Origin of the sequence: Actinotignum timonense (genome assembly GCF_030216305.1) — a bacterium.
Lineage (GTDB): Bacteria > Actinomycetota > Actinomycetes > Actinomycetales > Actinomycetaceae > Actinotignum > Actinotignum timonense_A.
In genome coordinates, this window is sequence record NZ_JASOKT010000001.1 from 166,689 (window position 1) to 192,528 (window position 25,840).

23 protein-coding genes are annotated in these 25,840 nt (G+C 62.3%); 6 read left to right on the top strand and 17 right to left on the bottom strand.

Annotated elements, in window-relative coordinates:
- Positions 1-109 precede the first annotated feature (109 nt).
- The 4 genes from QP305_RS00745 (at position 110) to QP305_RS00760 (ending at position 5,021) form a co-directional block, all read left to right on the top strand.
- Entirely contained in the window at positions 110-1,576 is a 1,467-nt protein-coding gene (locus QP305_RS00745) for an MFS transporter (RefSeq protein WP_284903335.1), read from the top strand.
- A gap of 137 nt (positions 1,577-1,713) precedes the next feature.
- Positions 1,714-3,822, top strand: coding sequence for a DEAD/DEAH box helicase (locus tag QP305_RS00750; protein WP_284903336.1), 2,109 nt, complete (start codon positions 1,714-1,716; stop codon positions 3,820-3,822).
- A 100-nt stretch (positions 3,823-3,922) separates the two neighbouring features.
- Positions 3,923-4,294: a hypothetical protein gene (locus QP305_RS00755; protein WP_284903337.1), complete on the top strand. Its 372-nt coding sequence runs from the start codon at positions 3,923-3,925 to the stop codon at positions 4,292-4,294.
- A gap of 244 nt (positions 4,295-4,538) precedes the next feature.
- Complete coding sequence (locus QP305_RS00760; RefSeq protein WP_284903340.1) at positions 4,539-5,021, top strand: hypothetical protein; 483 nt, start codon at positions 4,539-4,541, stop codon at positions 5,019-5,021.
- 217 nt (positions 5,022-5,238) lie between these two features.
- On the opposite strand, the gene QP305_RS00765 is transcribed toward QP305_RS00760, so the two are convergent.
- The 4 genes from QP305_RS00765 to QP305_RS00780 form a co-directional block, all read right to left on the bottom strand.
- On the bottom strand, positions 5,239-6,138 hold the full coding sequence (locus QP305_RS00765) for an SDR family NAD(P)-dependent oxidoreductase (protein ID WP_284903342.1): 900 nt from the start codon (positions 6,136-6,138) through the stop codon (positions 5,239-5,241).
- Positions 6,138-8,681 carry a phenylalanine--tRNA ligase subunit beta gene (pheT, locus tag QP305_RS00770; protein ID WP_284903343.1) on the bottom strand — a complete coding sequence of 848 codons (2,544 nt, stop codon included), beginning with the start codon at positions 8,679-8,681 and terminating at the stop codon, positions 6,138-6,140. The genes QP305_RS00765 and pheT overlap by 1 nt, the downstream gene beginning before the upstream one ends.
- Positions 8,681-9,760: a phenylalanine--tRNA ligase subunit alpha gene (gene pheS / locus QP305_RS00775; protein ID WP_101594874.1), complete on the bottom strand. Its 1,080-nt coding sequence runs from the start codon at positions 9,758-9,760 to the stop codon at positions 8,681-8,683. The genes pheT and pheS overlap by 1 nt, the downstream gene beginning before the upstream one ends.
- Before the next feature lie 149 nt (positions 9,761-9,909).
- The gene (locus QP305_RS00780; protein ID WP_284903345.1) at positions 9,910-11,577 is read right to left on the bottom strand and encodes an MFS transporter; all 1,668 of its coding nucleotides are present in this window, start codon (positions 11,575-11,577) and stop codon (positions 9,910-9,912) included.
- Positions 11,578-12,098: 521 nt separating this feature from the next.
- On the opposite strand from QP305_RS00780, the gene uxaC reads away from it, so the two are divergent.
- Positions 12,099-13,550, top strand: coding sequence for a glucuronate isomerase (gene uxaC, locus QP305_RS00785; RefSeq protein WP_284903346.1), 1,452 nt, complete (start codon positions 12,099-12,101; stop codon positions 13,548-13,550).
- Between the two features lie 211 nt (positions 13,551-13,761).
- A complete protein-coding gene (locus QP305_RS00790; protein ID WP_101594883.1) occupies positions 13,762-14,070 on the top strand; it encodes a hypothetical protein in 309 nt (102 codons plus the stop codon).
- A 136-nt stretch (positions 14,071-14,206) separates the two neighbouring features.
- Here the strand turns inward: QP305_RS00790 and QP305_RS00795 are convergent, their stop codons facing one another.
- The 13 genes from QP305_RS00795 to era form a co-directional block, all read right to left on the bottom strand.
- On the bottom strand, positions 14,207-15,046 hold the full coding sequence (locus tag QP305_RS00795; protein WP_284903348.1) for a TrmH family RNA methyltransferase: 840 nt from the start codon (positions 15,044-15,046) through the stop codon (positions 14,207-14,209).
- 72 nt (positions 15,047-15,118) lie between these two features.
- Complete coding sequence (locus tag QP305_RS00800) at positions 15,119-15,832, bottom strand: glycerophosphodiester phosphodiesterase family protein (protein WP_284903349.1); 714 nt, start codon at positions 15,830-15,832, stop codon at positions 15,119-15,121.
- Positions 15,833-15,909: 77 nt separating this feature from the next.
- Complete coding sequence (gene rplT / locus QP305_RS00805; RefSeq protein ID WP_026429412.1) at positions 15,910-16,293, bottom strand: 50S ribosomal protein L20; 384 nt, start codon at positions 16,291-16,293, stop codon at positions 15,910-15,912.
- A 37-nt stretch (positions 16,294-16,330) separates the two neighbouring features.
- Positions 16,331-16,525 (bottom strand): 50S ribosomal protein L35, encoded by a 195-nt coding sequence (rpmI, locus tag QP305_RS00810; protein ID WP_016442851.1) that lies wholly within the window; start codon positions 16,523-16,525, stop codon positions 16,331-16,333.
- A gap of 81 nt (positions 16,526-16,606) precedes the next feature.
- The gene (gene infC, locus QP305_RS00815) at positions 16,607-17,320 is read right to left on the bottom strand and encodes a translation initiation factor IF-3 (protein WP_434736376.1); all 714 of its coding nucleotides are present in this window, start codon (positions 17,318-17,320) and stop codon (positions 16,607-16,609) included.
- A gap of 240 nt (positions 17,321-17,560) precedes the next feature.
- A complete protein-coding gene (locus QP305_RS00820) occupies positions 17,561-18,298 on the bottom strand; it encodes a HisA/HisF-related TIM barrel protein (RefSeq protein WP_284903353.1) in 738 nt (245 codons plus the stop codon).
- A complete protein-coding gene (locus QP305_RS00825; RefSeq protein ID WP_284903354.1) occupies positions 18,295-18,915 on the bottom strand; it encodes a hypothetical protein in 621 nt (206 codons plus the stop codon). The genes QP305_RS00820 and QP305_RS00825 overlap by 4 nt, the downstream gene beginning before the upstream one ends.
- Before the next feature lie 31 nt (positions 18,916-18,946).
- On the bottom strand, positions 18,947-19,468 hold the full coding sequence (locus QP305_RS00830) for a YbhB/YbcL family Raf kinase inhibitor-like protein (RefSeq protein WP_284903356.1): 522 nt from the start codon (positions 19,466-19,468) through the stop codon (positions 18,947-18,949).
- Positions 19,469-19,537: 69 nt separating this feature from the next.
- Positions 19,538-20,440 (bottom strand): polyprenyl diphosphate synthase, encoded by a 903-nt coding sequence (gene uppS / locus QP305_RS00835; RefSeq protein WP_284903358.1) that lies wholly within the window; start codon positions 20,438-20,440, stop codon positions 19,538-19,540.
- Positions 20,437-21,168, bottom strand: a complete 732-nt coding sequence (gene recO / locus QP305_RS00840) for a DNA repair protein RecO (RefSeq protein ID WP_284903360.1) — start codon at positions 21,166-21,168, stop codon at positions 20,437-20,439. Before recO ends, uppS begins: the two co-directional genes overlap by 4 nt.
- Before the next feature lie 11 nt (positions 21,169-21,179).
- Positions 21,180-23,042: a 2-isopropylmalate synthase gene (locus tag QP305_RS00845; protein WP_284903363.1), complete on the bottom strand. Its 1,863-nt coding sequence runs from the start codon at positions 23,040-23,042 to the stop codon at positions 21,180-21,182.
- 214 nt (positions 23,043-23,256) lie between these two features.
- On the bottom strand, positions 23,257-24,924 hold the full coding sequence (locus QP305_RS00850) for an alpha/beta hydrolase family protein (protein ID WP_284903365.1): 1,668 nt from the start codon (positions 24,922-24,924) through the stop codon (positions 23,257-23,259).
- 3 nt (positions 24,925-24,927) lie between these two features.
- Entirely contained in the window at positions 24,928-25,836 is a 909-nt protein-coding gene (era, locus tag QP305_RS00855) for a GTPase Era (protein WP_101594916.1), read from the bottom strand.
- Positions 25,837-25,840: the final 4 nt, after the last annotated feature.

Consider the following 25,840-nt stretch of genomic DNA (forward strand, 5'->3'; position numbering starts at 1 on the left):
AAAAGTTACGCTCCTGCCGCACCTCAGTACATCACGGTGGCACACACCACCGCATTTACCGGGCTCCGCCTCTTCCTTTCTGCCCCCTTCCGCTGGTCTAATGGATCTAATGAGCAGGTATCTATCTCCGGAGCGCGAACGCCTTTTCCGTATTTTTTCCGTTGGCTTTATTTCGCTCGTTGCTTTTGAGAGCATGGCGGTCACCACGGCCATGCCTACCGTGGCACGCGCTTTTGACGGCCAGAACCTTTACGCCCTCGCGCTCGGCGTGGTACTTGCAGCCCAGTTAATGACGACGGCGCTCGCCGGAGAATGGTCCGATTCCAAAGGCCCGCATTCCTGCCTGTACACCGGCGTTGTGCTTCTCACCGTGGGGCTCACAATCTGTACCGTCTCCCCCAGCATGGAAATTTTCGTGGCCGGCCGCGCTATCCAAGGCCTGGGCGGGGGCCTCATTATCGTGCCCTTCTACACAATCGTGGGCAATAGCGTGCAGCCGCGCCGTCGCCCCGGATTCTTCACCGCTTTCGCCGCGGCCTGGGTCCTCCCCTCGCTTTTCGGCCCCCTGCTCGCCGGAATTATTGTTGAGGCGATGTCCTGGCGGTGGATTTTCGGTTTCGTGCCGGCCACCATCCTGCTCATCGGGCCCTTCTTCTTTATTGGGATGAATAAAATACCGGATATTGATCGTGTCAAAAAGCCGATGAATATTCGCACCATGGTCATTCCTGCCTTCGGGACCGGCGCCCTGGTGGCTTGCCTGCAAATTATGAGCGGGGCAACGGAGCATAGTGCGCACACCTTCGCCATTATCGGGGTGTGCGGATTCGCCCTACTTTTCTGCGCCCGCCCGCTTTTCCCGCGCGGGACTTTCCGCGGGATACGCGGGCTGCCCGCAACTATTGCCACCCGCGTTCTCCTCGGTACCTTCACCGCAATTGAGATGTTTTTGCCGCTCCTGCTCCAGGATGTGCACGGGTGGAGCCCGGTGGAAGCCGGTCTTATTTTGTCGGTCGGCTCGATTACCTGGGCGGTGGGATCGTATTTCTCCGGGCGGATCACCAATGCGGCGCTGCGCCTGCGCCTGCCGCTATGGGGCTCAATTGGCGATGCTATCGGCCTTGCCCTGGTGCTAGCCGGCTCGCATCATGCTCTGCCCGGCAGCCTCGTTATTATCGGGTGGGCTATCGCGGGTATTGGATGCGGCTTCGCGTTCCCGGCGCTGAGCGTGCATGCGCTCGCCTGCACCTCCCAAGAGGGCCAGGGCCGCACTTCTTCCGCGCTCCAGGTGGCCGATTCCATGGGGACTTCGCTGGTAGCCGCAATTATTGGGATTATTTATTCGGTGCTTACCCCGCCGCAAGATATTGCGCTGATGGCCGGCATCGCGGTGTCCATTGCGCTGACCATTGCCGGCGCGGTGGTGGCCAGCCGCATTGTGCCACCGGCGGGCAGCGAGGCCGCGGAAAATCTTGCCGAATCGCAGCGCCTGAGCGGCGTGGGTCCGGGCGGGGAAAAGCTGAGCGGCTCGGATATGCTCAGCGAAGATTCCAGCGCCGGCCCGGGTGCTCACTAGCCCCCGGCAGCAGCGAACTACCCCTTTGCCCTACCGAACAGAGGGCAAGCTCACCGCATATATCCAGCGCCGGGCTTGCACCCCGGAGTAAACTAGTAGCGGCGCGTTTGCGCCCCCTGTGCCTATGTTAGGAATTCATGTCTGAACATCTCGGCGAAAATACGCCGTCTGATTCTTCCTCCACCGCCACCCCGGCGACTTTCGCTGACCTCGGTCTTTCTGAGGAAACGCTCACCGCTATTCATGCTCTCGGTTTTGAACACCCCTCCCCGATCCAGGAGCAGGCCATTCCGCTGTTGCTGAGCGGGCGGGATGTTATCGGTGTTGCCCAAACAGGAACGGGGAAAACTGCCGCTTTCGGTTTGCCGCTTCTGGAACAGGTGGATACTAGCAGCGCCGTCGTTCAAGCTCTGGTGCTCGCACCCACCCGCGAACTCGCGCTCCAGGGCGCGGACGCCATTGAATCTTTTGCGCGCGGCACGGATACCAAAGTGCTGGCCGTGTACGGCGGTTCGCCCTATCCCCCGCAGCTGCGCGCCCTCGAAAACGGTGTGCATGTGGTGGTGGGCACGCCCGGCCGCATTATGGATCTTATTGATCGCGGTGCGCTCGTGCTCGACCACGTTTCTTATTTCGTTTTGGACGAAGCGGATGAAATGCTGCGCATGGGCTTCGCGGAGGACGTGGAAAAGATCGCCTCCGATCTGCCCGCCGAGCGCGTCTCGGCACTTTTCTCCGCCACCATGCCCCCGGCGATTCGCCGCGTAGCCGACTCTCATCTGAATGATCCGGAGGAGATTACCGTCACCCCGCCGGCCTCCACGGTTGCGAATATTACCCAGGAATTCGCGGTGGTTCCGGCCCGCCGCAAGGTGGGTGCCCTCGCCCGGGTTCTCGCGGTTTCTGAGGCCGACGCCGCCCTTGTATTCGTGCGCACTCGCGCCACCGCGGAGGATTTGGCGATTGAGCTGGGTACCCGCGGGGTGGCCACCGCGGCGCTTTCGGGCGACGTCGCCCAAAAGGATCGCGAACGCCTGGTCTCGCGCCTGCGCGACGGCACCCTGGATGTTCTGATTGCCACCGACGTGGCCGCGCGCGGCCTGGACGTGGAACGCATTGGGCTGGTCGTCAATTTTGATGTGCCGCGCGAAGCCGATACTTACGTGCACCGCATCGGCCGCACCGGCCGCGCCGGGCGCGAGGGCCGCTCGCTCACCTTCGTGACACCGAAGGAACTGCCGCGCCTGCGCCGCATCGCGAAAACCACCAAATCGAAGATGGAAGAAATCGATCTTCCCACCCCGGCCGAAGTCTCGAAGCTGCGCGCCGCCAAACTCATGGAGCAGGCCCGCACCCGTTTCGACGCCGGGCGCCTCGGGGTCTACCGCGAGGTCCTCGAGCAATTCCTGGCCGCCCAGCAGGAGGCGCAGCAGAATAAGAACGACGACGCCGCAGCCTCCACCGCTATCCTCCCGCTTGACGAGGGCGTTGCTGAGGCAGCAAGCTCGGTTCCGGCTGACTCGGAAGGCGCCGTCGTTACCGATACTGTAGAAGGCTTCGAGAACGAAACCGGTACCGGAAACAATACCGATGTCAAGACAGAAACCGGTGCGGAAAACGAGGCTGCGACCGAAGCTCCCGCACCGATGAGCCTCGAGGATATTATCGTGGCGCTGCTGGCCTTGGGGGTGCGCGATCCCGGGCCTTCCGCGGATGAAGAGGAAAGCTTCACCGGGGAGGACAGCCGCGATTCCTTCAAGAAGAAGCGCCGCGAAGCTCGCGAATTCAAGGGCGGGAAGCGTTACCGCATCGAGGTCGGGCACAAGGACCGGGTACGGCCGGGCGCGATTGTTGGCGCGCTCACCCACGAAGGCGGGCTGCGCGGCTCAGACCTGGGCCATATCGATATTTACCCCACCTTCTCCCTGGTGGAAATTGGGGTGCCGCTTTCTCCGGAAGCCCGCCGGCGTATTTCCGAGGCCCAGGTTTCCGGGCGTGCCCTGCGGATTTCTGAAGACAGTGGCGCTCCCGCCGCGCGCCGCGGCGGCCACAGCCGTTCGGATCGCGCGGGGCGTTCGGATCGGGGCGCACGCGGAGACCGGCGCGGGCGTGGCCGCGGTTCTTTCAACCGTGGCGATGAGGGCGATTACGGTTCGGATTACCGCTCTGAGCGGCGCTCGGATCGGCGCCATGATCGGCATGACCGCGGAGAGCGCCGCGGCGGGCGCGGGTGGCGGCGTTCATAGTTTAGGCTTCCCGGTGTTCACGCGCTGGTAACCATCTCCCGGTAGGGTGCGCGTGGGTGGATAATCTTTCATCCATCACCGCTCTTCCGAGGAGAATTCCATGCGTAAACTTGTTACCGGTCTTGCAGCTATCTGCACCGCATTCACTCTGACGGCCTGCTCGAACGGTTCCGGAAAGGATGCCGCCCCCTCGCGTGATGAGGTTGTGGCCGGGCTTAACAAGGGATTCAATTCCGCTATTGAGGAGGCGGGTAACAAGCTCCCAGCCGGACTTCACGAATCCATTGTTACCGGATTCGTTGAGTGCATGGCCGATGGTGCTATCGAACAAGGTGTCTCCGTAGAAGGCCTCAAGATTATTGCCAACGGTGACGTAAAGAAATTCGATGAAGTCTCTAAAGAAGACAACGATATCCTCCAAAAGGTAACGGAGAATTGCGCCACGAAGCTCGTCGGGCAGCCCCAGGGGTAATACTCATCGGGAAGAGCCACCGGGTCGTACCCTGCCCAACGGGGAGACGGCCCAGCTCGTGACGCATCTTCACTCAAACGCCCGCGAAGTTACGCGACACCCGTGGGATTGCGTGACAACCCCAGGGGCTGCGCAACTCCCGCGGGGCTAGGCAAGGCGGTGGATCTCACGCGGGCATCCCCCGGGCGAAAGCCGCGCAACTGATAGTATCTACTTGTTTTATTCCGCCTGGAAATGAGTGAAGATGCGTAAACTTTTAGGTGCAGCAGCTGTGGCATGTCTCGCGGTGAGCCTGGCTGCCTGCTCGGGTAATAGCGATAAGTCGGAATCGGCTTCGCCAGCTTCGGAAACTTCGGTCGCTTCGGCGCCGGCGGCTCCCTCGGCAGCGGATGCGAGCCCCGCTCAGCCTTCCGCGCCGATCACCGATAAGGGCCCGGCAGCTATTGCAACGGACGGCCCGGCCCCTACCCGCGATGAGGTGAGCGCCGGCATGCTTGCCGCTACGTCCGAGCTGCTCAAGAACACCCAGGATATCCCGGAAGCTCAAAAGGCGCTGCTCCCCAAGCTCGTGGAGTGCACGGTCGATGAAGGGCTCAGCCGTGGCCTATCCGAGCAGGGCCAGCGTAATATCGCCGCGCAGATCCTTTTGCTCTCGCAGGAAGACCAGGCGATTATGGGCGAAGCAGCCAAAGTCTGCGGGGAAAAGTTCGGGGCTAATACCCAGTAATCATTGGGCCGGCTGCCGGCAGAGGATGCGAGTCTCGATACATAATTAATTGCTGATCGTGTTCCTGGCGCGCACTTTGTACGCCGCGGATAGTCTGTGTTGCAGATAAGCCTGTACCGCAGATAAAAAGCAGATGAGTAAGGGCGGGAGTCTCCATACAGGAGGCTCCCGCCCTTAGTCCGCTGTGCTTATGCACGCTGCTTACGCACTCTGGGTTTTAGGCATCCCATCCGGTGAGCCGCAGGCGGCGCGCCCGCCCGGAGACCCCGCGCGCGGAGAGTTCGCGGAGCTTCTCCAGGGAGTCGGTTCCGGCCCGCACCTGGGTGCCGGAGAGTCCATCGAGCTCACCGGCCGCGAAAGCCTGGGCGATAGCCACAGATTCGCCGAGCGGTACCCATTCGGTGCGGTCCCGATAGCGTTTCATAGACGCCGTCATATCGGTTTTCACCGCGCCAGGATTGAGAGAAAGCACCCGCAAACCGCGCTGGTAACCGGCCAAATGCAAAGATGCTGCCAGGCGCAATAGCGCTGTTTTTGAGGTGTAATAGGATACCGCGTCCGCGGAATCGTGGGATGCCGCGGTGGCGGACAGATCTAGGATTCTCCCGCCGCCGCGCTCGAGCATAATAGGCACCAAAGTTTGGGCCAGCTGGAACGGGGCTTCCACGTTAATCGCGATGGTTCGCTGGAAATCCTCCAGGCTGGTATCCCAGGGAAGTTCTTCTTCCCCGTACACCCCGGCAGAGTTAAGCACCATATCGGGGGCGCCTTCCTCGAGGAGGATACGCAGCATCTCGCGGATCGAGGATTCTTTGGCCAGGTCACACCCGAGGGTAATAACCTGGGCACCCCGGATCTCACATTCGGTGGCGGTGCCATCCAAATTGGATAGCTTGGTCGCCAGCAAAATGAGGGTGCGTCCGGGCGCCGCTAAGCCGATAGCGAGCTCCTTACCCACGCCCCGGGAAGCCCCGGTAATGAGAATCCTGCGGGCCGGTGCGAGTCCTTCCGATTCCTGCGGTGCGCTAACTTGCTGCGCGGTCCCTTGCTGCGCGGTAACCTGCTGCCCGGTCACCTGTTCACCGGCATCCACGCGCTCCACCTCCTGCTGTGCCATTAGGCCCTCAGCTCCGCACCGAATTCCTTGCGCATCCGGCGTGCCACCCGGTGGCGCACCTGGGCAGTTTCCTCAGCGGTCAGGGTGTGATCGGTGCGGAAGCGCAGCGCGAATGCCAGCGACTTCTTCCCTTCCGGAACGGGATCACCCGTGAATACATCGAAAAGCTCAATGTCTTCGAGGGCCTCCCCCGCGGCCGCCACGATGGCGGCCCGCACATCACCGGCAATCACATCGGCATCAACAATAAAGGCAAGATCTTCCTTAGCAACCGGGCTCGTCCACACCGGCTTGACCGCGGCGGGTTCCACGGTTTCCGGAAGCGCGGCGTCGGTATTCACTTCGAAAGCAACCGAGCGCGCCGGAATATCCAAGGCCTTGCACACCGCCGGCGCGAGTTCCCCGGCGTAGCCAACAACGCGGTCTCCGCTGAGGATGGCCGCGCAGCGCCCCGGGTGCCAGGGTGCCTGGTCCGCAGCCCGCACCGAAACCTCGGCGAGCATCCCGGCTGCGCGCCGCCCGGCTTCTACCGCATCCCGCCAATCCCAGGTTTCCACCGGGTAACCGGCCCGAGCTGCGGTGCGCGGCCCGCAGGCCACCCCGGCCACGTGGTGGGGCTGAGCAGGAATCGCTGCGTGCAGGGCGGCAATCTCTTCCTCCGAGGGCCGCTGACCCGCCGCCGGAATCGGGGCCGGGCTGATACCGGCCGGCCGGCTCACCGTGCCCATCTCAAAGACCGCCACCGCCGGATTACCGCGCTTGACGTTGAGCGAGGCCACCGGAATGAGGGTATCGAGCAGGGAGGTGCGCAGTAGATTGGCCTCATCCTGCAGCGGATTGGCCAGCGCGATAGCGGTGCGCCGCTCATCATCGGCGGCGTAGCCGAGCTCATCGAAACGCGCGGCCGGAATGAAAGGATAGGTCAGCACCTGCACCCACCCGGTTTCCGCCAGAGTGCGCGCAATATCGCGGCGCTGACGCTGCGCGGGGCTCAGCCCCCTCCCGGCCGGAGCTGCCGGAACGGCGGTGGGAATCGCATCATAGCCTTCCAGGCGCGCGATTTCCTCCACCAGATGAGCCGAGCCCACCAGATCCGGGCGCCAGGTGGGAGGCTGCACGCTCCACACCGCACCGCCGCGTTCCACCGTGCAGCCAATATCCGTGAGGATATCCGCGATACGATCCTCGCTCAACTGCAAAGAGGTCAGGCGTTCCACATCCGCAACCGGGAAAGCGAGCGCGGGCAACTGGTGTACCTGGCCGTACACAAAGACCTCATCGGTTGCTTCTCCCCCGCCGTATTCCACCAAAAGGTCGACGACGCGCTGCGCGGCCACCGCCGCCACCGCGGGATCCACCCCGCGTTCGAAACGCTTGGAGGCTTCGGTGGGGAGCTTATGGCGCCGGGCGCTGCGCGCCACCGATACCGCATCAAAATGCGCTGCTTCCACCAGCACACTGCTGGTTTCCGCGGTGATCTCTGTATCGGCTCCGCCCATCACGCCGGCCAGGCCGAGCACGCGCTCTCCCCCGTTATCCGTAATAAGTAGATCTTCCGGATCGAGGCTGCGTTCCACATCATCGAGGGTGGTGAGTTTTTCGCCGGCTTGGGCCCGGCGCACCACCAGCCCGCCGCCGCGGATCTTGTCCAGATCGTAGGCGTGCAGGGGTTGGCCCAGGTCCAGCATCACGTAATTGGTGGCGTCTACCGCCAGGGAGATGGAGCGCTGGCCGGCTTGCTGGAGACGGCGTGCCATCCAGGCCGGGGAGGGCGCTGCCGGGTCTACCCCGCGCACCACCCGGGTGACGAACAGATCGCATCCGGGCTGGCCGTGAATCGGGGCGTTATCTTCCACGCGCACCGGGAACCCGGTGGGAGTTGCTTCCGGGAGCGGAGCGTCCGCCAGGCCCGGGTCGGTGAAGCGAGCCCCGGTGGAGTGGTGGTATTCGCGGGCTACCCCGCGCATGGAGAAGCAGTACCCGCGATCCGGGGTCACGTTAATTTCCAGGGTCTCCCCCGGTAGGCCCAGGAATTGCCGGGCGTCACTTCCGAGTTCTACACTGGCCGCGGCTGCGTCGTCGAGAACAATAATGCCCGCGCTTTCATCTGACAGCCCGAGTTCACGTTCCGAACACATCATGCCGTCGGAAATATGGCCGTAAGTTTTGCGGGCCGCGATCTCAAAACCGCCCGGCAGCACGGCGCCGGGGAGGGACACCACCACGGTATCGCCCTCCTCGAAATTATGGGCACCGCAAATAATGCCGCGCGAAGGCAGCTCGGAAGGTTCCCGCCCGGTTCCGGGTTCGTCATTGTACTGCCCTACGTCCACGCGGCAGTAGTTAATGATCTTGCCGTTGCTTTGTTTCTTCGGTTCGCGGCTGAGGACCCGGCCGAAGACCAGCGGGCCGGTGACCGCGCCGGGGTGGATTGTTTCTTCTTCCAGGCCGACTTTTACCAGCGCGGCCGCCAGCTGCGCGGGGCTGAGATCCTCGGGCAGCTCCACGTGCGAGCCCAGCCATTCCTGCGGAATCAGTGGCATTAGTTTCCCCTCCCGGTGGTTCCGAATTGCATGGAGAAGCGCACATCGCCTTCCACCATGTCACGCATATCAGCGATGGAATTACGCAGCATCAGGGTGCGCTCCAGGCCCATTCCGAAGGCGAAGCCGGTATAAACATCCGGGTCAATGCCGTTATTACGCAGCACTTCCGGATTGACCATCCCGCAGCCGCCCCATTCGATCCAGCCCGGACCGCCCTTCTTCTGCGGGAACCACAGGTCCATTTCGGCACTCGGTTCGGTGAAGGGGAAGAAGGAGGGGCGCAGCCGCGCCTTCGCTTCCGGCCCGAACATATGGCGGGCGAAGTGATCCAGGGTGCCCTTGAGGTGGGCCATGGTCAGGCCCTTATCCACTGCCAGACCTTCCACCTGGTGGAAAACCGGGGTGTGGGTGGCATCCAGCGCATCGGTGCGGAATACCTTGCCCGGGCAGGCGATGTAGAGCGGGGCGCCGCGGCGCAGCAGCGCGTGGGATTGCACGGGCGAGGTGTGGGTGCGCAGCACCAGGTTGCGTTCCTCGGTAACCTCACCATCGGGGCCGACGACGCCCGATACGTAGAAGGTATCTTGCATCTGGCGTGCCGGGTGGTCAGGCCCGAAATTCAGGGAGTCGAAGTTGAACCACTCGTGCTCCACTTCGGGGCCTTCGGCGATCTCCCAACCCATGGCAATAAAGAAGTCAGCAATGTCCTCACTGAGAACCGTGAGCGGGTGGCGTGCCCCGCGCGGAAAGCGGTTGGTCGGCACGGTAACATCCACCGTTTCGGTGGCCAGGGCCGCGGCCGCTTCCGCTTCCTCAATACGAGCGGTGGCGCTGGCGAGGGCCGCCTGGATTTCCTTGCGGGCCGCGCCCAGAAGTTTGCCGGCGATGGGCTTTTCTTCTTTGGCGAGGTTCCGGATCTGCATATTCGCGTGAGTGATCGGAGCATTATCACCGCTGTGCGCCAACCGCGCGGCTTTCAACTCCTCGAGGGTGGTGGCCGCCGCAAAAGCGCTACATGCCTGCGCGACGGCCGCCTGCACTCCCGCTTCGTCCAGGGGACTGAGCTGTGAGGACATAGCTGCCTTTCTTGTTGTTAACCATGTCAATTCTAGTCAAACTCGCCGAAAGTGCGTAACAGCGGGGCCGAGATGGACTCGGCCCCGCTGTGAGGTTACTGGTAGCGCTCTTGCGCCGCGGTACGCGGCGCCGGCGTCGTTCCTAGAATTTAGCGCTGGCTGAGGGGAACCTCAGGCCAGAGCTTGTCCCAGGAATGCCCGGTGAGGTCTTCGGCAACCTTGCGAGCTTCGGGAGTGGCATCTTCCTTCGCCCCGCCCGCTTCCAGGCGGTGGATCTCATCCATGAGGATGGCGTGGGTGCGCTTATCCAGCTTGACGAAGCGGGACACCAGCAGCGCCACCCCGATGAGGATCGCGGGAAGGATGACCGTCACGAAGGCGATCATATGGGAAGCGCCGGCGGACTGAACCACCTGGCAGGAGCTTTCCAGTGCGCCGGAGGCATCCACCTTGCAGGCACCTTCGTGCAGCGGGGTGTAGCCGGAGGCCGCGAGGTTCGTGCCCTTTTCCAGCGGGTTGACGAAGCCGCCCAGGTCCATGAACCAGCCCACGAGGAAGGTTCCCAGCGCACCGGTGGACTTACGCCCGAAGGTCATAACGGCGGCGTAGATGCCGGCGCGATCTTCGCGGGTCATGATGTAATCAACGTCCGGGATGAAGGGGTACACATTCCACGGGGTGTATTCGAGCAGCGCGCGCCCGCACTGGTAAATGACCGCGGTGGCCAGCAGGTAGATGAAGGCGTTGCTTTCCGGCCCGATGAGGTAGATCGCGCCCACACCCGCCAGCGAGGCGAGGATCAGGGTGAAGGAGAAGGCCCACAGGAAGCGCGGCCCGTGCGAGAGCATGAGGAACATGGCCCAGATCGTCATGGGGATACCCACGATGGACACGGCCTGCAGCCAGAAGCCCTGGGATTCGCTCATTCCCACCGCGTAGACCGCGAAGAAGGTCAGCGCCGAAGCGTACACATCCTTCCCGGTGAAGGAGAAGAGGTAGACCGTCAGGTGCTTGTTGTACGAAGAGTTGCGGAATACCGAGGTGAATTCCTTCGCGGTGTGCTTGAGCATCTGGAAGCCGTTCATCTTCGGCATGGCGTCGAGTTCTTCCACGAATTCCGGGGTGAGCGGGCGCTCCCAGGTGGTGGCGTAGGTGGTGAATACACCGATGGCGAAGAGCACCGCGAAGGCGCCGCCGATTCCCAGGTAGGCCCAGGGGTTGGAGACGTTACCGCGCACCAGCGCCGGGATGAAGAACACCACGAAGGTACCGGTGGCCGAGCAGAACATACGCATCGAGGAGAGCGTGGTGCGTTCCTCGTACTTGCGTGTCATTTCGGTAGGCAGGGTTTCCCACGGAATGAGGATGATCGCGATAATAACCTCGATCAGCAGGTAGATGACGAGGTAGTACCAGAATCCGCCGAAGGGAATCCACAGCAGCGGGAAAATAATGAGCAGCAGGGGCGCGCCGATCATGAGGAAGAAGTGGCGCCGGCCGAAACGCCGCCCCAGCTTCGTGCGGTAGAAACCGTCCGTGAGCGGACCAATAAACACCGAGATAAGGGCGTCAACGATACGAGCAATACCGAGGATCAGACCACCCTGAGTGGCCGTGACCCCGCCGTAGTTCGTGAAGAAGTAGAGCAGCAGACCGGAGATGATGGTATTCCACCCACCACCCATGAGGTCCACCAGCCCGAAACAAATACCGCGACCAATGGTGATCGGCTTGGCGGTGTACACGCGCAGCTTAGAGAGCTTCTCCAGCTCACTGCGCTTATCGGCGTCGAGGGCGCCGCTATTGTGTGTTCCCATTTTTCTTTTGTCTTTCTGTGAAAGGAGGAACGGTTGTGGTTCGCCATCGACTCTTACCGCGCTCACGCTCGGCTTCTGTGCCCGCGCGAGCTGTTACCGCGCTACACTGCCGCGAAGCTATCACTACCGCTCTTTCGCATCAAAAGCTTATAAGTTTCCGCGGCTTTCCAGCAGTTACCTAGCTCCCCGTTCGTATCGTGGACGAGGAACGTGCCGCCGGGGAGATTCTCTGAAAACCGCGGATTCTCGCGGTTTTTAGCACGACGACGGCGCTGACGCGCACCCTCCCTCCGCCACCGTAATGTTTTTCACATTTAGAAATTCCCGTTTCTAGCTCTCAAATACTCTCCCGAAAACCGCATGTTTTCGCGTAAAGTGAGAGAGCGGGCCGCGGCGTCGTCGCCGTTGGCTACGCACCCGGTCTCCGTGCCCGCGTGCCCCCGGGCGGGGTGGAGTACCTTAAAAGAAGCAAGCCGAGGCGAGGGAAAGCCCCGCGCCCGGCTCGAAAATAGGAGGATTCAATGTCGACGCCCCTCACTCTCAACCCGGACCGGCTTTTCCCGGCAGATCCGACGCAGCGGAAACTGGCGCGCGAAATTTTCGAGGTCACCAAGAAGCATCCCATTATTTCCCCGCACGGCCATGTTCCCCCCGAATGGCTCGCTCTCAATACTCCCTTCAGCGATCCTACGAGCATGCTCCTCACCCCGGATCACTACACCAATCGCCTCCTGCACGCGGTGGGCCGGGTGGATCTGGCCGATCTGGGCGTGCCGGTAGGAAGCCCGCTCTCCCCTGAAAAGTCTCGCGCGGCCTGGCGCCTGTTCTGCAAGAACTGGTGGACCTTGCGCGGTACCGCGGTGCAGGGTTGGTTTGAATCCGAATTCGTGGACGTCTTCGATGTGCATGTGCGCCCCTCCGAAGAAACGGCCGATGAGATCTACGATCACATCAACGCACTGCTCAAGACGGAAGAATTCCTCCCCCGCTCGCTGTACAAGCGTTTCAACCTGGCGATGATGGCCACCACCGATGATCCGGTTTCGGACCTGCGCTACCACAAGCAGTTCCTGGATGATCCCACCTGGGAAGGCTATATTCCGCCTACCTTCCGCCCCGATAAGTACCTCGAACCGGCCACCCCGGACTTCAAGGCCAATGTGGAGGCGCTCGGCCAGGCAGCTGACCAGGATGTGTCCACCTATGAAGGCTACGTGGAAGCCATGCGCAAGCGCCGCCTCTTCTTCAAGGAGATGGGCGCGGTATCCTCCGATCACTCGCATCGCGATCCGGGTACGGCACGCCTGCCCGAAGCGCGGGCGGCCGAACTCTACAAGCTGGCCCTGGCCGGCAAGATTTCGCCGGAAGATGGCGCGGCCCTGCGCCGGCATATGCTCAACGACCAGGCGCGCCTGGCCTGCGAGGACGGTCTGGTTATGACCTTCCATCCGGCCGTGTACCGCAACCATCACCAGGCGGCCTTCGAGCGCCTGGGTGCGGACGTTGGGGGCGATGTGCCCATGGCCGTGGAATTCACGAATAACGTGCAGCCCATGCTCTCCGAATACGGAGACAACCCGAACTTCCAGGTTGTTTTCTTCACCATCGATCAGGATGTCTACCAGCGTGAACTGGCCCCGCTGGCCGGGTACTACCCGAGCGTGTACGTGGGTGCCCCGTGGTGGTTCATCGATGAGCCGGATGCGATCCTGCGCTACCGCGAACAGGTCACCCCCTACGGCACCTTCTACAAGACCTCCGGGATGATCGACGATACCCGCGCCTTCGCCTCCATTCCCGCACGGCACGACGTCGCCCGCCGGATGGACTCGGTTTACCTGGCACGGATGGTGGCCGAACATCGCCTGGAGCTGGATGAAGCCCTCGAGGTGTCCGAAGCCCTCGTGACCACGATTCCGGCTCGGGCCTTCCGGGTGGATACCTCCAAGCTGAGCGGGACCACCGCGAAGTAAGGAAACACGCCCAAGTAACGGGTACTAGTCCGTGGCCGGAGTACCGCTCTGGAACTGGAGTGCGGCTCTGCAACGAACTACCCGGAACTGAGAATTTGGCCGTGCGCGATACGTTCGCGCACGGCCAAGTGTTTAACTACCTTAATATGAAGTGATGGCCACCACTTTGCTATGATCGACTTGTTTCATTAATCAATGGAAAGGAGTCGCCATGGCGAACGAATTTGTGGACAAGATTAAGGAAGGCGCAACCGAGGCTTTTGATCGGGCCAAGGAATTCGGCCAGAAGGCCGCTGATAAGGCGGGCCAGCTGGGCGATGCTGCGAAGGAAAAGTTCGAGGAAGTCAAGGACGAACTGACGGACAAGGACCACGGCGATAAGGCTGAGGAGAAGGCCTCCGAAGCCGGTGACAAGGCGAAGGATGCTGGCGAAAAGGTCAAGGATGCCGCTTCCGATGCTGGTGATGCCGCCAAGGAAAAGTTCGAGGACGTCAAGGACAACCTCTCCGATAACAAGTAAATCCACCATTATCGGTACATCCACCCAGTACTGATATATCCACCTCAGTAGTGATGGGTTACCCGGTAGCGGGTGCCCCGCAGCGGGCGGCGAAGAATCTTCTTCGCCGCCCGCTTGGCTTACCCCGTGTATTTATTTAGGGGCGCTGCTGGATCATCGCCGTCGTACTGGAAAGGATCGCGGCGGCCATAGCAACATTGCAGGATTCGGCTTTCCCGTAGATCGGGATGGCGACGGTCGCATCCACATTGGCATCTACATCCGCGAAACCGTGCGCTTCATTGCCCAGCAGCCAGCACACCGGCCGGGTGAGATCCGGGCCAAGGGGCGGCTGCCCGAGGTAGGCGGCGTCGTTCGCGGAGGCCACCAGGGTGGCCAGGTCCCACTCCCCCTCCCCGGTTGCTGCCAGGAAGCTGATGCCCGCGCGTTCGAGCACGCCGTCGAGCTTGCTGACGTTAATGGAATCGAGAACCGGGAGGTGGAAAATGGAACCGGCCGAGGAGCGAATAACTTTCGGGCACCACAGTTCCACGCTGCCGCGCCCGAGCAGCACCGCATCGCATCCGGCCACGTCCGCGGCCCGAATAATGGCACCCACATTCCCGGGGTCTTGAATATTCGCGGTGGCCAGCACCAGCTTCGCGCCCTTGACCGTGGGTGTGAGTGCAGGTGTTTCCGGAATATCGATGACGGCCACAACGCCGCGCGCATCTTCGGAGAGCGCCTGCATCTCATCAGCGTTGAGCGGGTGGTGGTAGACGCCAGCATTTTTGATAAGGTCACCGAGTTCCGGGTTGGAGATGAGGCTCGCCTTCGTATAGTAAACGTCGCGAACCAGATTCGCGCGGTGCGCGAGGAGTTCTTGAACAGCTCCGGGGCCTTCCACCAGGGTTTGCCGGAAGCGTTCGCGCCGTTGGGGGCGGTGCAGGCGGGCGGCTCGGGTGAGTTGGGTATGCGATGCGGGTGTGCTTTTCACGGGTCGTTTCTTTTTCTGTAGGGGTGGATGTAGCAGGGTGTGCAGAAGGCGGGCGCAGCTTCTAGGAAACCGCTAGGGCCGCACGAAGCCGTCGGTAAAGATACCGGCCACACCCCAGCGTTCTAATTGCCGGGCGCGTTCGGGGTTGTTAACTGTGTAGACGTGCACGTCTCGGCCCGCCGCGCGAGCCTGCGCCACCACGGCCGCGGTCACGGCGTCGTCACTCAGATGCAGGTAACGCGCATCGCTGAGGTCAAGGACGGTGCGCCAATCCGGCCCGAAACTCGCGCGCTCGAATAGCGCTCCGCGCGGGATTTCCGGGGCGTGACGCGCGAATTCGGCCAGTTGCAGGTGGGAGAAGGAGGAAACGAGGGCCCGCTCGGGGCCGAGCCGCCGGGCTTGCTGCGCCACCGCACGAACCAGGGCGCGAGCCTGCTCGCCGCCCTGCGCGCAGGGTTTCATTTCGATATTAATGCCCATCCCGGTCTCACGGGCAAAATCGACGAGCTGGGCGAGGGTGGGAATCTTCTCCCCCGCGAAGCCGGGGCTGAACCAGGACCCGGCGTCCAGGGTTTCCAGGTCCGTAGCCCGGAGTTCATCAACGCGCCCGCGGCCGGTGGTGGTGCGTTCCAGGGTGGCATCATGGCACAGCGGAAGGGTGCCATCCGCGGTGATATCCACATCCGTTTCGATCCAGGTGAATCCTGCCTGGTAGGCGGCCCGGAATGCGGCCATGGTGTTTTCGGGTGCGTCAGCGGACAGACCGCGGTGGGCAAAAAGTTTCATGATTGTAGTCTAAACGCAGCGGCCCGAGTAACGAGGTATCGTCACTCGGGCCGCTGATGTATCACGCTGGAAAAAGCTTAGGCAACCTTGGGTGCGTTTACGTCTTCCGGAAGCGCAGCCTTGGCGGCATTGACCACCGCGGTGAAACCGGTGGGATCATTGACGGCCATTTCAGCGAGCTGACGGCGATCAACTTCAATTCCGGCCAGGCCCAGGCCCTGGATGAAACGGTTGTAGGTCATGCCTTCGGCGCGCACGGCCGCGTTGATACGGGTGATCCACAGCTTGCGGAAGTCGTTCTTCCGCTTCTTGCGGTCGCGGTAGTTGTAGACGAAGGAATGGGTGACCTGCTCCTTGGCCTTGCGGTAGAGGCGGGACCGCTGCCCGCGGTAGCCGGACGCCCGATCGAGGGTAGTGCGACGCTTCTTCTTGGCGTTAACGGAGCGCTTGACGCGTGCCATGTTTTTCTCCTTTTACAAAACTTTTCGTCGGACGAATCTAGCGGCCGAGCAGACGGTTAACTTCGCGAAGGTTGGACTTGTCCACAACCTGGTCGCGCGAGAGCCGACGCTTCCGGGTGGAGCTCTTGTGCTCCAGCAGGTGGCGCTTATTGCGCTGTTCGCGCATGAGCTTGCCGCTTCCCGTCACGCGGAAACGCTTCTTCGCACCGGAGTGCGTCTTCATCTTGGGCATTGTTCATCCTCACTCGTGCCCCGGGGGCACATTTGATCTACCAGATCTTTCGCGCCCGCGGGCGCGCTTTCACAAGGCAACTTATTCGGTTGCGGCTGCGTTGTTATCCGTTTCGGAGGTTTTTGCGTTGCGGTCAGCCGCGCGTTTGGCGGCTTTCGCGCGCCGGTTCTCGCGTTCAGCTTCACGACGACGCCGCTGATCAGACTTCGCTTCGGACTTCCGCCGCGTGGGCGCAAGGACCATGGACATATTGCGCCCGTCAGCGCGAGGTGCTGCTTCCACAGTGGAAATTTCCGCGAGTTCTTCAGCCAGGCCGGAGAGCAGGCGCACACCCATTTCCGGGCGGGATTGTTCACGGCCGCGGAAACGAAGATCGAATTTGACCTTATCCCCGGCGTTCAGGAAACGTTCCGCCTGCGACTTCTTGGTGTTGTAGTCATTACCGTCAATCTTCAGCCCAATCCGGATGGATTTGATCTGAGTATTGGCCTGGTTACGACGTGCTTCCCGAGCTTTCTGGGCGGATTCGTACTTGTATTTCCCGTAGTCCATGAGGCGCGCGACCGGCGGATTGGAATTCGGAGCAACTTCCACCAGGTCGAGGTTCGCCTCAACGGCCAGGCGGAGCGCATCTTCCGTGCGCACCACACCAACCTGTTCACCGCTGGGGCCAACAAGGCGCACCTTAGGGACGTGGATGCGATCATTTACACGCGGTTCGTTGTTAATTGCAGTTCCTCTGTTCCTCAACGTGGACAACGCACGGAGTACTCCCGAGGTGACACGGCACGCCAAACGGCCATGTTACGAACCCGCTACCCTTTGATATGACCCGGTCCTTCCTTTTCCGAAAATTTCTTTTCGAAATAGCGGCCCGGGCGGGCGGCTAGGTGGGATTTCTCCACTTGCGTTCCGGCAGAATGCCGGATTGACCGTACTAGTTTAGCACATCGGCATGAGTTACGGATAACACCGCGGGTTATTCTCCCCACATGCGACGGCGCAGCCACGCCCCGCGGCTGCGGAACTCACCGCTCAGGAAAGCTCCGCGAGGGCCAGGGCAACGGTGAAATTACCTTCGTAAAAGGCTTTGCCAATGATGACCGAGTCTACGCAGCCGGGCGAATCGCTATCGGCGCTCGCACGGCGCTCGCTCAGCTCCCGAACCGCGCGCAGATCGGCAAGCGTCGCCATGCCGCCCGAGGCAGTGATATGCGCCTGGCTCAGCTCCGCGACCCGGTGGAGTAGCTCAAGGTTCGCCCCGGCAAGGGCGCCATCTCGGGTTCGATCTGTGACGATGTAGCGGCGCGCACCGGCGTCGTCGAGAAAATCTATAACCTCACGCAACTCCCCAACATCGGTACCGGCACCGCGCGCAACCACCCGGGCGCCGTCGACATCAAGACAAACCGCCACCCGATCCGCGTGCTGCGCCAGTACCCCCGCAACCCACGCGCGATCCCGCAGGGCGGTGGTCGCGAGATTAATGCGCTCGGCACGGGTAGCGAGAGCGCGGTCGAGCACCTCCGGGGTGTCGATGCCACCGGAAAGCTCCCAGCGCATCGGGTGGCTGTCCATGAGGCGCTCGAGCAGAGCGAAATTATCCCCGGTGCCGTATACAAGGTCGAGGTCCACCAGGTGAATCCACAGCGCTCCGGCCGCCCGAAAATCGGCGATAGCCGCCGCGGGGTCACTCCACGCTTCCGGGCCGCTACCCAGCCGCGCCGAACGCCCCGCCCGAATATCTACCGCGACGAGCAGCTCACAGCTCATCGCGATCCCCCGCGGCTGGGTTCTTCGCCGGCCTCACCGGCCGCGTCTGCCGAGCCGGCCTCGCCTTCCATGCCGTCCAGATCATCCGCATCTTCGCCCCGCGCGACTTTGCGCAGAATCTTCTCAATATCCGCCTGGGTGAGTTTCCCGGAATCCAAGGCTGCGCAGTCGGTGATGGAGCGCTCCCCCAGCATGAGCTCCTCCACGATGGGATCCAGGGAGTTGAGCAGCAGGCCGGAAGCAATTTCTTCATCGGCCTTGCCAGCGAAGAAACGCCGCGCGCGCACCATCCCGGATACGCCCGGCTCAAAACCGGTGGATTCTTTATCCAGATTGACGTCAATAAGGATGGAGCCGTAGGGGCTGAGGCGGGAAAGCATTCCGGCCACCGCGGGCGCATCATCGGAAAGGGAGGCTGGTTCCTCATCGGGATCCGGGCCGGTGATATTGCGGATATCCCACTCATCGTAGACGGGCGTTGCCAGCTGGCGGTACACCAGCGCCCCGGAATCCGTGGCCACCACCTGCACGTCCAGGCCGTGCAACGCGCAGAGCGCCGCGAGGGCATCCGCGCTATCAAAAGGTGTGAGTACCGCGTAGGTGCGCACGTCAGTCATCGAGTTATCCTCCCCTTGCGCTTCGCTTGCTTTAGTTATTTTCCCAGGTGCCGGTGAGCAGGCCGCGCCCTAATACATGCTCGCGCGCCAGGAAATACGCCACCGCGGGCCGGGTTTCCGCATCAATATCCAGCACGGTATCAAGGGCCAGCACCGCGAAAATATAGCGGTGCGGGCCGTGGCCGGCCGGCGGGGCGGCGCCCTGGAAGCTCGGAGTTCCGCCGTCGTTCTTCAAAGTGAGGGCGGGTGCCGGAAGGTCATCGGAACCGCCGGCCGCAATTTCCGCGGTATCGGCGGGCAGATTCGCAACCGTCCAGTGCCAGTAACCGGACGGGGTGGGAGCATCCGGGTCATAGCAGGAGACGAGCAAACTCACCGTGCCCTCCGGCGGGGTATCCCAGCCCAGTTGCGGATTGCGGTCCGCCCCGCCCGGGGTGGTGCCGGTGCCGGTTGCGCTTTCGGGCAGGGCTTCCCCGTTCGCGAAATCATCGGAGGTGAGGTGAAGATCAACGCTTCCGGCCGGCACTCCGGCGTAGGGATCGTGGGTGGTCATATCCGCTCCTTATGCGTGTCTTTGTGCGTGGGCGCCGCGGCCGTGCGGCGGGCGCGCTTAGGGTCCAGTCTAGCGTGATGAGGCGGCGCCTTCCGGCGCAATTTTGTCGACGGCGCCTGCGCCCCGCGGCGCGCTTACCTTACCGGTGCCGGTATCTTGAGGCGCAATTTTGTCGACGGCGCCGCCGAATCGCCTTTCGCGCTGCCCGTAGGCGGCGCAGGCTTCCCATAGGGCACGCCGTTCAAATTCGGGCCACGGCAGCGGAGAAAAATACAGTTCCGCGTAGGCGCTTTCCCACATGAGGAAATTGGAGGTGCGGTATTCCCCGCCGGTACGGATAAGGAGGTCGACGTCGCGCATGCGCGGGGCGTAAAGCTGGGCGGTCAGGGTTGCTTCGCTAATGCGCTCGGCTTTGAGTTCGCCGCGGGCCACCCGCTCGGCAACCGCGCGCACCGCATCCACGATTTCCGCGCGCCCGCCATAGTTAATGCACAGGTTGAGAACCATCCGGGTATTCCCCGCGGTCAGTTCTTCCGCGGCGCGAATTTCACGCAGCACCGAGCGCCACAGCCGGCCTTCGCGGCCCACCCACTGCACCCGCACTCCCCATTCGTGGAGCTGATCGCGGTTGGCGCGGATAATATCGCGGGAAAATCCCATGAGGAACCGGACTTCAGAAGGTGAACGCCGCCAGTTTTCGGTAGAAAAAGCGTAGACGGAGAGCTCCGCGACTCCCACTTCCAGGGCGCCGGCCACCACGTCCATGAGGGAACGCTCGCCGGCTTTATGACCTTCGGTGCGCGCCAACCCGCGGGCATTCGCCCAGCGCCCGTTACCGTCCATCACGATGGCCACGTGTTCGGGCACCCGGCCCAGAGGCGGGGGCGTGATGCCGGGCCGGTGGGCCGGAGTGGGCCGCTCCAGGTGAGGGAGATGGTCCAGCTGCGCTCGATTCGGGTGCTCGTCTGTCATGATGCCGACCTCACGATCTGCAAGGAACGTACCTTGCGTTCCAAATACCATTGCACATACGCGGAAATATAGCCGTGTGCGGTTTCCCCAGCGGTACCGGCCAGCGCGTCAATAACGTTCCAATCCCCGCGTGCCAGGGCTGCAAGGAGCCTGCGGGTATCCTCGCCCGGATAAGCGGCCCCGCGCGGGGCGCAGCGCCGGCACACCAGTCCGCCGGCTTGCACGTGGAAAGCCGTGAGATCCTCCCCGCTACCGCAGAGCGCGCAGGAGGTCACCGCTAGGCCCCACCCGGATACCGCCATGGCGCGCAGCAGGTAGGAATCCATAATCGGATAGGGAGCGTGCTGGCGGGCAGCCAGGGAATTGAGTGCGCCCAGGAGAAGGCGGTAGTGGGCCCGATCCGGTTCGCCTTCCGCCCCGAGTTTTTCCGCAACTTCCACCATGGTGCTCGCAGCCGTGTAGGCTTCAAAATCGGGCGCGATGGCCCGCCCGAAGGGATTGAGGGTAGCCACTTCCGTGACAATATCGAGGCTGCGCCCCCGGTAGAGCTGCACATCCACATAGGTAAAGGGCTCCAGGCGCGCCCCGAATCGGGAGCGGGTGCGGCGCACCCCTTTGGCCACGCAGCGCACCAAACCGTGCGCGCGTGCCAGCAGGGTGACGATGCGGTCCGCTTCCCCCAGGTCCTGCGTACGCAGGACTATTCCTTCATCCCGATAGAGTTTCACTGGCTCCCAGTTTAGCGGTGCGCGCGATTGACAGCCGAGATAATCGCCTTGAGGCCGGCGCGTGTCGTGGAGGTGTGAATACCGCAGCCCCACAGCACCTGGTCATCAATCTCGCATTCCACATAGGCGGCCGCGGAAGCATCCGTACCCTCGCTCAGGGTGTGTTCGGCATAGTCGAGCACGTGGATATACTCGCCCAGCTGTTCCATCGCGTTGACGAAAGCGTGGATGGGTCCGTTGCCGCTGCCGTGCAGGCTATGTTGCACGCCGTCGGCCTGGGTTTCCACGACGGCGCTAATATCGGTCACCCCGCCGCTGTGATTGGTGAATTCCAGGGCGCGCAAACGGTAGCGACCCCACGGGGTGCTGGCCGCACCCGGCGCGCCAGGTGCGTTCTGCGAGGTCGCAGCGCCCGCCGAACCCGTTGCACCGGTCAGCTTCGCCGCAGCAGCGCCCGCCGGCTCTTGCTCCGCATACCCTTGCGAGAGCGGGAGGTATTCGTCCACGAAAATATCCCACAGGGTATCCGCGCTGACTTCTTCGCCGGTGCGTTCCGTCCAGGTTTGCACAATGCGGGAGAGTTCGATTTGCATGCGCCGGGGCAGATCCAGATTGCGGGTGGTTTGCATAAGGTAGGCAACCCCGCCCTTGCCGGACTGGGAATTAACCCGCACGATGGCATCGTAGGTGCGCCCCACGTCCTTGGGATCAATGGGCAGATAGGGCAGCGCCCAGGGAACCTGCCGTTCATCTCCGCCGGCCGCGGCCAGATCCGCGGCCCGCCGTTGCATCCCCTTCTTAATGGCGTCCTGATGGGAGCCGGAGAACGAGGTGTAGACAAGCGAACCGGCGTAGGGCACCCGCGGGCCCACCTCAATCCCGGTGCATTCTTCGCACACATCCACGATGGCATCAATATCGGAAAGATCCAGTTCCGGATCAATCCCCTGCGAATAAAGATTCATCGCCACCGTAATAAGATCAACATTTCCGGTGCGCTCCCCCTGCCCGAAGAGGCAGCCTTCCACCCGGTCAATACCGGCGAGCATCGCCAATTCGGTGGTGGCCACCCCGGTGCCGCGATCATTGTGATTATGCGCGGAAAGCGCCACGTACTCGCGCTTGGGGATATGGCGGGAGAAGTATTCGATTTGATCAGCGTAGACGTTCGGAGTGGCGCGTTCCACCGTGGTGGGAAGATTAATAATAATTTCGCGCTCGGCATCCGGTTGCCAGACATCCATAACGGATGAGCACACCTCGAGGGCGTAATCAATTTCAGTATCCACGAAAATTTCCGGGGAATAATCGAAACCGAAAATGAGATCATCCGGAAGTACTTTTTCGGCGTAAGCCACGATTTCCCGGGTTCCGGCCATGGCCAGTTCGCGGATGGCTTCCTTGGAGGAGCCAAAAACCACATCGCGGAACACCGGTGACGTGGCGTTGTACAGGTGCACGGTGGCGCGCGGGAATCCAGCCAGCGCATCGATGGTGCGGTGAATAAGTTCGGGGCGCGACTGGGTGAGAACCGAGACGGTCACGTCGTCAGGCACCGCGCCGTCTTCCGCCAGGGAGCGTACAAAATCCCAATCGGTTTGGGAGGCGGCCGGGAAACCGATCTCAATTTCCTTCACACCGATCTTGACAAGTAGATCGAAAATCCGACGTTTGCGGATCATATCCATCGGTTCGATAAGGGCCTGGTTGCCGTCACGCAGATCGGTGGAAAGCCAGCGCGGCGCCTTGGTAATGCGATTATTGGGCCAGGTACGATCCGGCAGCGCAATCGGATTGGTATCCAGGAACGGCCGATACTTGTAGAAGGGCATACCCGAGGGGCGCTGACGGTGCGTGTATCCGGAAGTTTTCATGGGGTGGTCACCTTTTATTTTTGTGTGGCGGTCAAATTTAAGAACGACGGCGCAGCTTAACCCGCCGCGAGAAGCCGAATAAGCTCGCGGCGGCTCATAAGGAGAAGGCGAAGGGTACCCATAGGCATAACTCTAGCCCCTCAGCTAGCTGAATATGCACAGATTTTTCCGAGATGTGAGACATAACGCCCGTATTATGGACGGTCTCGTCGGTTTATAGCACCGCGGGGAAAGCATTCCAGTATCCCAGGCTCATGAGTAGCACCGCTTGGGCGCACAAAGTGAGCAGCGTAGTAACCCGTGCGATGCGCCCCATGCCGGGCCGGGCATTCCAGCTACGGAAAGCGGCCCGCACGTGCATCCACGCCGCCCCCAGCGCCGCCAGGTGAACAAGGGCGAAACCGCCCTGCACGATGAGGAGATTATGGGAGTAGGTGAGCGCGATATGGGCCACGGCCACCAGGTACACGAGGAAGACCGCCCAGGCGCCCACCACCGAGAGGGAAGCGAGATTGAGAGCTGCCCCCGATCCGGAGAAATTCGAGAGGCGATGCCCGCGCACCGGAATCCAGCACACCGCCACCAGCACAATGCTCACCGCCAGGAGGGCAACGCCGCCCAGCGCGATATAGAGCGCTGTTTGAGCGGTGAACCACCCGCCGGCCGTGAGGGTGGGGGCCACGAAGGCCTGCCGTGGTTGGTCACCGGCCACCCGCGGTTGCGCCGTCGCCGTAAAGGGTAAACCATTGACCCAATCCGCGGTGTCTTGCATGGCCGCGCGCGAAAGCTTACTGCGGTTGATCTGGAGGCCGTGGTCGGCGTCCTTGTAATAGCGCACCGTGAGCGCGCTGTTGCCGGCTTCTTCCAGGTAGCGGGCCATCATCTGCGGGCCCTGGATGGTCGGCATGGAATTATCGGCCGTGCCGTAGAGCATAAGGACCGGCATGGTCATCTGCTTCTCGTAGGGGGCCGCATCGAAATCGATATAGCGGAAGGTATCGGGGCCAAAATCCTGGCCGATGAGCTTCGGGATGGCGGCGCGCAGCCGGGCCGGGGCGTGAATTTCGCGCAGGTAGGCGTCCGCCGCGTAGGCTCCCTGCTGGCGGATCGGGAGCACCGGCGCGCTGATGAGGGCCACGTAATTGACCGCCTTCGCGCTGGTGGCCACAATCGGGGCCACGAAACAGCCTTCGGATACCGCGTACAGACCCGAGTGGCGTGCATCGACATCCTCCCAGGAGAGCATCTCCCGGTACACATCTTCAAAATCCGCGGCGAGCTGGAGGTAATCGCGATGCGTCGTCGTATAGTTCGCTACCCGTTTTTCCGGAACCACCGTAATAATCCCGGTGGAAGCAATCGCTTCGGTTTCCCGCCCGAAATCGCGCGCAGAAGAGGTGCCGGTGCCGTGGATAAAGAGCATCCCGGGGACCACCGGGCCCGCGCCCACCGGGCGTTTGACGACGGCGGGAATGAGGGTGCCATCGCGCAAGGTGATTGTGACGGTGCTGCTAGCCACCTGGTAGGTTCCCAGCCGCGCTGTGGGGACCCCGGTAGAAATGGTGGTATCCGGGGTTTGCGGGGCGATCGCCGCGGTCATGGGCTGCGGATTCCAGCCCGGCCCGAAGGCGCTCCCGATGAGCCCGGCGGCCAACACTACAATGAGCCAGGTGACGAAGCGTTTGTGGGTGGGCAGCCAGCGCCGCCAGCCCCTGCGCGCGGTGCGTTCCGGCTGGTCGGTGTGATTCGGGTGCTCATCGCGCCCCCGGCGCGCGGTACGTTCTGCGCGATCCGCGCTCTCCAGGTGGCTAGCTGGCACCAGGGTGCGCCCCGGCGGCGGATTCTCGGTGGGCGGGGTGTAGGGAAGATCGGTCAGGCGCACGTATCAGAACCCGAGTCGATCCAGCATTTTCGGGTCGCGCTGCCAGTCTTTGGAGACCTTCACGTGCAAATCGAGGTAGACCGGCGTGCCCAGCAGCGCCTTAATAGCTTTGCGGGCATCGCGCCCGATCTGGCGCAAGCGCGCTCCCCCGCGCCCAATAACAATCCCCTTCTGGGAATCGCGCTCCACGTGCAGCGAGGCGTGGATACGCACCAGCGGGCCCCCATTAGGTGCGGTCTCCTCAATAATTTCGTCGATGGTGACCGCGAGGGAGTGCGGAAGTTCTTCGCGCATTTTTTCCAGGCCGGCTTCGCGGATAAGCTCCGCGATGAGGGTTTCTTCCGTTTCGTCGGTAATGGCATCCAACGGATAGAGCGGCGGGGAAACGGGCAGCTGCTTAATAATCTGCTCGGTGAGGAGTTCCACCTGATCCATCGTGGTGGCACTCACCGGCACGATCTCCACAAAATCATGGAAGGCAGCCACGGCCACAATTTTTTCCGCGAGGGCTTCGCGAGTGACCAGATCAGTTTTGGTAATCGCGGCGATCATGGGGACTTTCGCGCGCACCGCCAGATCGAGGAGGTATTTATCACCCGGCCCGAGTTTTTCATTGGCGGGCAGGCACATAATGATGGTGTCCACATCGGCGATGGAATCGCGCACCATATCGCCCAGGCGTTCGCCCAGCAGGGTGCGCGGGCGGTGCATCCCCGGGGTATCCACAAGGATCACCTGGCCGGCATCCCGGGTCACAATGGCGCGAATAATACGCCGGGTGGTTTCCGGGCGGGCGCTGGTGATGGCGACCTTCTTCCCCACCATCGCGTTCGTGAGGGTTGATTTCCCGGCGTTCGGGCGGCCCACCACCGAGGCGAACCCGGCCCGAAATTCTGTGTTCTCCACCGTCATTGTG